The organism is Bradyrhizobium sp. Unk1 (assembly GCF_059512345.1).
Window position 1 is genome coordinate 1 of record NZ_JCAMOP010000115.1, and the last position, 5641, is coordinate 5641.

General features: G+C 57.3%; 7 protein-coding genes and 1 pseudogene. 4 read left to right on the forward strand and 4 right to left on the reverse strand.

The genetic code is table 11. The features are described 5' to 3' along the window. Nucleotides 1-185: 185 nt before the first annotated feature. Nucleotides 186-572: a hypothetical protein gene (locus tag AC5ZFO_RS46980; RefSeq protein WP_496124129.1), complete on the reverse strand. Its 387-nt coding sequence runs from the start codon at nt 570-572 to the stop codon at nt 186-188. A gap of 677 nt (nt 573-1249) precedes the next feature. Between AC5ZFO_RS46980 and AC5ZFO_RS46985 the strand changes: the two genes are divergently transcribed. Then, nucleotides 1250-1576: a hypothetical protein gene (locus tag AC5ZFO_RS46985; RefSeq protein WP_496124130.1), complete on the forward strand. Its 327-nt coding sequence runs from the start codon at nt 1250-1252 to the stop codon at nt 1574-1576. Between the two features lie 128 nt (nt 1577-1704). On the opposite strand, the gene AC5ZFO_RS46990 is transcribed toward AC5ZFO_RS46985, so the two are convergent. Continuing rightward, nucleotides 1705-1860 carry an AidA/PixA family protein gene (locus AC5ZFO_RS46990; RefSeq protein ID WP_347338660.1) on the reverse strand — a complete coding sequence of 52 codons (156 nt, stop codon included), beginning with the start codon at nt 1858-1860 and terminating at the stop codon, nt 1705-1707. Beyond that, the gene (locus AC5ZFO_RS46995) at nt 1809-2207 is read right to left on the reverse strand and encodes an AidA/PixA family protein (RefSeq protein ID WP_496124131.1); all 399 of its coding nucleotides are present in this window, start codon (nt 2205-2207) and stop codon (nt 1809-1811) included. Before AC5ZFO_RS46995 ends, AC5ZFO_RS46990 begins: the two co-directional genes overlap by 52 nt. Before the next feature lie 607 nt (nt 2208-2814). On the opposite strand from AC5ZFO_RS46995, the gene AC5ZFO_RS47000 reads away from it, so the two are divergent. From AC5ZFO_RS47000 to AC5ZFO_RS47010, 3 genes are all read left to right on the forward strand, one after another. Further along, a complete protein-coding gene (locus AC5ZFO_RS47000; protein ID WP_496124132.1) occupies nt 2815-3408 on the forward strand; it encodes an HdeD family acid-resistance protein in 594 nt (197 codons plus the stop codon). A 59-nt stretch (nt 3409-3467) separates the two neighbouring features. Further along, entirely contained in the window at nt 3468-3788 is a 321-nt protein-coding gene (locus AC5ZFO_RS47005) for a hypothetical protein (RefSeq protein WP_496124133.1), read from the forward strand. Between the two features lie 856 nt (nt 3789-4644). Continuing rightward, the gene (locus AC5ZFO_RS47010) at nt 4645-4890 is read left to right on the forward strand and encodes a hypothetical protein (protein WP_496124134.1); all 246 of its coding nucleotides are present in this window, start codon (nt 4645-4647) and stop codon (nt 4888-4890) included. A 66-nt stretch (nt 4891-4956) separates the two neighbouring features. Here the strand turns inward: AC5ZFO_RS47010 and AC5ZFO_RS47015 are convergent. After that, nucleotides 4957-5641 (reverse strand): annotated as a pseudogene (locus tag AC5ZFO_RS47015) (IS630 family transposase); the annotation flags it as partial.

The window sequence follows — 5641 nt, forward strand, 5'->3', positions numbered from 1 at the left end:
GTATCGCGGTCTTCGCGGCAGCCAGCGCTTCCACGCAGCTACCTGCATGTTGCGTGGCAGTGTTCAGTTCGATGACGAACTTGGAGAGTCTGTCGTCAAAAGCAGCTGCGAGCAGCGCTTTTCGTTGGTCGGTAATTGCTTGGCCGCAATGCAGGCACGACTTTAAATCGTGTTCGACATGCTACTCATGTCCTTGCTTGACCCAAAGGGACCATTTGCGGATGCAGATCCAGCCCTTCGAGGGCGATGCTCCCAGTGGATTTTGGAGCAAGCTCAACGGCGGCCTTAATCGTTTCCGACAGCGCCGAGACCGGAATCTCGATTGACTTGATCTTCGCTGGCGGTTCGGATCGCGCACAGGTCGCGGCGGCCGCATCAAGATCCGCATCGCTAAGCTTGCCACCCGCCAAAGTCCCCAGCTTATCAACGTCGGCTACAAACTGGGGTGCCTCGTATAGAGTAGGCAGCCCGCCAGCAATTGTTTCATTCTTCTGAACCCCAGTTTCGAATTCGACGCCCCCGACGGGTATCGACGACGATTGCCACGTTTCCGCCACCTCCATCAACTGCAAGGGTTGATAGTTGACGGGTTCGCAAGCGCCGCCTGAGCGGCCGGTCGATGGGCAAAGTGCATGTCGGGGCGGTCGCGGATGCTGTCCGCCGACTGTTGATTAAGTGGCTTGACCCGAAAATGCCTAATCGCGGTTACCCCTCCTGCGCGCCCTTCGAGCGCATTAGCATGACAAAGGTCAGCGCATCGACAGCGAGTCAGTTTCCTGATTACAGCTGCTCCGCGTGTCCTCGTTCCGGCCGTATCGACCGTTCGTCGGCCATTGGATGCAAGTGTTCCCGCTCGCGGCGAAGCTTCGACGGACGAGCCGCATCCCCCCACTTCGTTCCGTGCGGACGATGCATCCGCAGTAAGACGGGGGCGTGTGTAGGGGCCGCCGATAAGGCTCGGCGCCGCATCGAGTTAAGAGTCCAGGATTCCTTGCTGCGGCTGGCCTTCTCGATCACGGCCAGTACCCTCGTCGATACATGAAATTTGAGCCGCTAAACGGGCCTAGCGACATCCCGAGAACTGGCTATTCCAGGAGGTCTCACAGGACTCCCAGCCGAGTTCGGGATTGAACGACCGCGCTCGGAGCGGCCGACTACGGCACCTCCCTCGGAAGTATCCCAGCACCAAGCAGGCCTTGTTCAAGACCATGAAGTTCAAATCGCAAGCCGCCACGCCATCGGCCAGCACTTGACTCTGCCAGAAATGGTCGTCGATGCTTTGGTTGCCCGGCTGCAACAAATCGAAGTTGGGCGTCGCGACGGTCGAGGCTCGGCGCAGGACAAGCTCAAAGGGGGAAAGGACATCAGCGTGTTCCTGCGCGATCCCATAGGTCTGTCTTTGGCCATTGCTGTTTCCCTTCCTCCCGACCGTGGGATACTCGGCAACCGCGGAGCTTGCCAAGTGCTTGGACCGGCCGAACTGGATGGTGCTGACGGCGGATCGGTCTCATTCGAGAACTACGCGAAAAAAGCGACAGCTGGTCGAGAAGGCCGATCCACCAGGGACGACGGGTGAGGTCGGCACGCCTCCGGACCGCAAGCTCCGCACCTGCCATTTCATGCCACCCTCGGAGTCGAGGGTGGTTGGGATCATGGCCGTTGCCCCGCTGCGCGCTTCCTTCGACGCCTTGATGATCATCCGCATCAATTGTGGATGCTAATGAACGGATCCCACGAGAAGTATCCCAGCGCGCTGCAATTGCGATCGACGACCATGAAGTTGAAATGGTAGGGAACTCGTCCGATACTCAAAGTTTCCGAGGACCAATAGTAATTGGCGATCGTCTGACATGTCGGCACGGACGGATTGCTAGGATTGGGATGCGCGAACGAGGCCTCCGCCTTCCGCGGGGCGGCGTCGAGATCAGCTCGTTCCCTACGTTTCCGATGAAGCGGTAGAAGATCACTGACTTCTCGAATCCAAGGGAGAGGCTGGTCTCGCGCCAACGAATCAAATCCCCGACCTGGGCCTTCAGGTCGAGCTCGCCGCCCGCTTGCCCACTGATCACGTTGTCCTGATTTGTGATCATGTAGACATGGCGAAAGTCAATGAGAGTGGGGCTGTCCGGTCTTTTGCTCGGATTCGAGTACTTCTGAAGAATGGATTCCGTATCAAAGGCAACGAGAACGTCTGTGACTCTGGACATGATGCTTCTCCATTGCAAAGAGGAATGTTCGGCTTTCGCCGAGGGTCGTCACTCCCCATCTCGATTCTGGAGCGCTCAGCCATGGGAGTACTGTAACCAGTGGCTCCGAGGAGGGTAATGTACCGGATGGATGACAGCTTTCGGTCTTCGTGTTTGTCCAACTCCGTCGTGTGGGCGCGCATACCCCCCCTCGAGAATGCAGTTAGGCCAATCGCCGCCACGCGCAAGATGTTCATGTTGTCGCGTTCATGCGCGTCGAACTTAAGACGTTTGGCGGCAAGCTGCCACAAACGGCCGCGTTTTCACGATCGCGTCACGAAGAAACTAGTTTCGCTCTCGACGCGCGGCTCGCAAAGCGTGGCACGCCAATTGCTCGGCCTACGACATCGCCTCGCCGGGCTTAGTACTGTGGTCCTCCCGCGTCCTGGGATGCGGTCCAAGCCCGAAGAGAGGAGGTCACGATGCGGATGGCACCCAGCAGGCGAGCATATAGATTGATAAGCACACTGAGTCGGCTGCTCGCAACGGCCCGCAAGCTCAACCCTGATCGCAACAAAGCGATGGCTAGGCGCCATGCTGCGGCGCAGCTTTGGTACCGGAGACCTCCATGACAAGTTCGTCTGATATCGTGCGGCTTCGAGCTGGTCCGGGCACCGCTTCGCTACCAAAGCGGGGCTGGGTTTTCGCCCTCGGCGTAGTTTATCTGATCACTGGCTTCGTGGCGCTTGGTAGCGTTGCGCTCGCGACGGTGGCGAGTGTGGTGCTAGTTGGCGTGATGATGATCGCCGCCGGCGTTGCCGAAATGATCAATGCTATCCAGGTTAAGACCTGGGGCAAGTTCTTGCTATGCGCTTTTTTGGGTGCGCTCTACATCGTCGCGGGGCTTGTGACATTTGATAATCCTACGCTCGCCGCTGTGCTGCTTACGCTGGCGCTCGGCGCATCGCTGGTCGCCGCCAGCATCATGCGCCTGATCCTGGCGTTCAGCATGAAACGCGCAACGCCCCGGTCCTGGCTGGCGATATCCGGCGTCATTACTCTGCTGATTGGATCGTTGATCTTAGCCCGTTGGCCGATAAACAGTGTTTATATTCTGGGCCTGTTTCTCGGGGTCGATCTAATCGTGGCGGGCGCGAGCTGGATTGGAGTCAGCTTCGGCCTACGCCGCAGTCCCATCGTGAAGGCACGATCGTCGACGTAATTGCCGGGCGCCGTTGGTTTCGAAGGAGAAAGACATGCAGGAAAATAACAGCTTGGAGCGTGCAGCCTCACCCGCTGGAGTCTGCATTTGCGAAACATCATCGCGCAATCTTCCCCTTACTTCTGTTCGCAACTCTACTGACGTGGCACGGCCTTCACGCGCAAGAAGTGCTGAGCAATACAAAGGCCGTGACTAAGGAATTCGACAGCGTTTCCACTTTTGATATTAAGTTCGCATCCGTTTCAGACAGTTTTATCAAGATCTACGCGAATGGTCATATCTCATCACAGGGCAAAGACCATCGTCTGGTATTGAGAATCAACGGTGACGCGGGAAACTATCAAAGCTACGCCCTGATGAGTGGTCACGCCCGCGCGTGAATGGGACAATTCCGGCATCTATCTTGGCCGAGTGGGTTGGGGGCAAGACGCAGATTTCTCAACGGAGATCACCATTGCAGCTAATTCGAAAAGTCAGAAGATTAACGTTGCCGCGCTAACGAACTTCTCGCTCGGCAACAATCACATACTTGGATATGAAGCTCACGGTTTCTATGTCTCCAGTCAGCCTGTCACGAGTGCATAGTTCAGTTCACCGATAACGCGATCGCAAGCGGCTTGGCCCACGCCTACCTCTATTGAAATAGGATCAAGCACCGGCAGCCGTAAACATATCCCGAGGACTTCTGGAAACGGCTCCGCGAAGAGCGCCTCACTGAAGGAAGAGTTCCGGCCGTACCAGTGAGGATGGCATCAGCCCTGCAGAAGTAGACATCGGCAGGAGTGAGTTCTGGATGCTCCGCTCACTGGAGCGCCTGCGGGATGGCCGCCCGAAACCGATATCGGAGTGGGCAGAAGGAAGAAGCGCTTGTTTGACTGGAGAAGATTTTCGGCGGCTTGCGATATCCGTTGGAGCATCAAGGGCGAGCCCAACGCCTACCAGCCGAAGGAGTTGACGCTTTGAAGCACGGTCGCTAGGCAAGGTATAATCTTCGAGCTATCAAGACCCAATGTCTGGGTGATGTGCGGATTGACACTCGCAGTGGGAGCGCGAGTACGGGAAGAAGCCAAGTGGGCGCCGCTATTGGCGCTTCCGGATCGTCGCGCCCCGTATTACGGTCGAAGACTATGAATTCAGGACGGACATAGCATTGACCTTTCCCATCGCGTGCAGGTTGCGATGGAGAGGGCACGGCAACGCGGTTCGGAGCAAGTCGTGCTGCTACCGTGAGGGACCATGACGAGTTGGACGATTGAACGCATGGTTTACAGCAAGGCGCGCCGACGTGAGGTATTCGTCGGCCATCGCATCAGTGCGGACGGCGGTAAGTCGTGGATCGAAGAAGGCGAACTTCACGCCAGCTTTGAAGATTGGTTCTCGCACGTGACGCGCGAAGTAGACATAGAAGAGTACCAATCGCGCGTTGCCGCTGCACGCAAGATGTCGTTGATCATGCCGTTTCTGGCCGCGGCGGCGGACTAATTCTAGCGATAGCCTATCGCGGCGATAGCCGATGGCTCTCCACTTCGACGACCTAGTCAGGTGAATCTAAAGTTCGCCACATAAAGTCTGCTGGGCTTTGTGGCAGAAGCGTTTGACGGAAGCCAAGATCTGGTCTGCGGACTTGGTCCATTTGAAGGGCTTCGGGTTGTTGTTGTGCAGTTCGATGAAGGTACGGATGTCGGCCTCGAGCTGCCTGACGGAGGTGTGAACACCTCGCTGGATCTGCTTTCTGGTGAGTTCAGCGAACCAGCGCTCGATCTGATTGATCCATGACGCGGAAGTCGGCGTGAAGTGGACATAATAGTGCGGCCGGCGAGCGAGCCACGCTTTGATCTTGGGTGTCTTGTGGGTGGCGTAGTTGTCCATGACGATATGGACAGCGAGCCCCTCAGGGATTTGAGCGTCGATCTCTTTGAGGAACTTCAAGAACTCGACCGCCCGATGGCGCTTGTAGCATTTGCCAATGACAAAGCCGGAAGCGATGTCGAGCGCGGCAAACAGCGTGGTCGTACCATGCCGCACATAGCTGTGCGTGCGACGTTCCGGCACCCCAGGCATCATCGGCAAGACCGGCTGCTCGCGATCGAGTGCCTGGATCTGGCTTTTCTCATCGACGCTGAGGACACGGCTCGGTTCGGTGGGGACAGGTAAGCCCGACAATATCGCGCACCTTATCGACGAACAGCGGATCGCTCGACAGTTTAAATGTCTGGCTGCGGTGCGGCTGCAA

Coding starts and splice junctions, on each gene's coding strand:
- AC5ZFO_RS46995 (WP_496124131.1), bottom strand. CDS start 2,207: ATGTCCAGAGTCACAGACGTTCTCGTTGCCTTTGATACGGAATCCATT.
- AC5ZFO_RS47000 (WP_496124132.1), top strand. CDS start 2,815: ATGACAAGTTCGTCTGATATCGTGCGGCTTCGAGCTGGTCCGGGCACC.
- AC5ZFO_RS47010 (WP_496124134.1), top strand. CDS start 4,645: ATGACGAGTTGGACGATTGAACGCATGGTTTACAGCAAGGCGCGCCGA.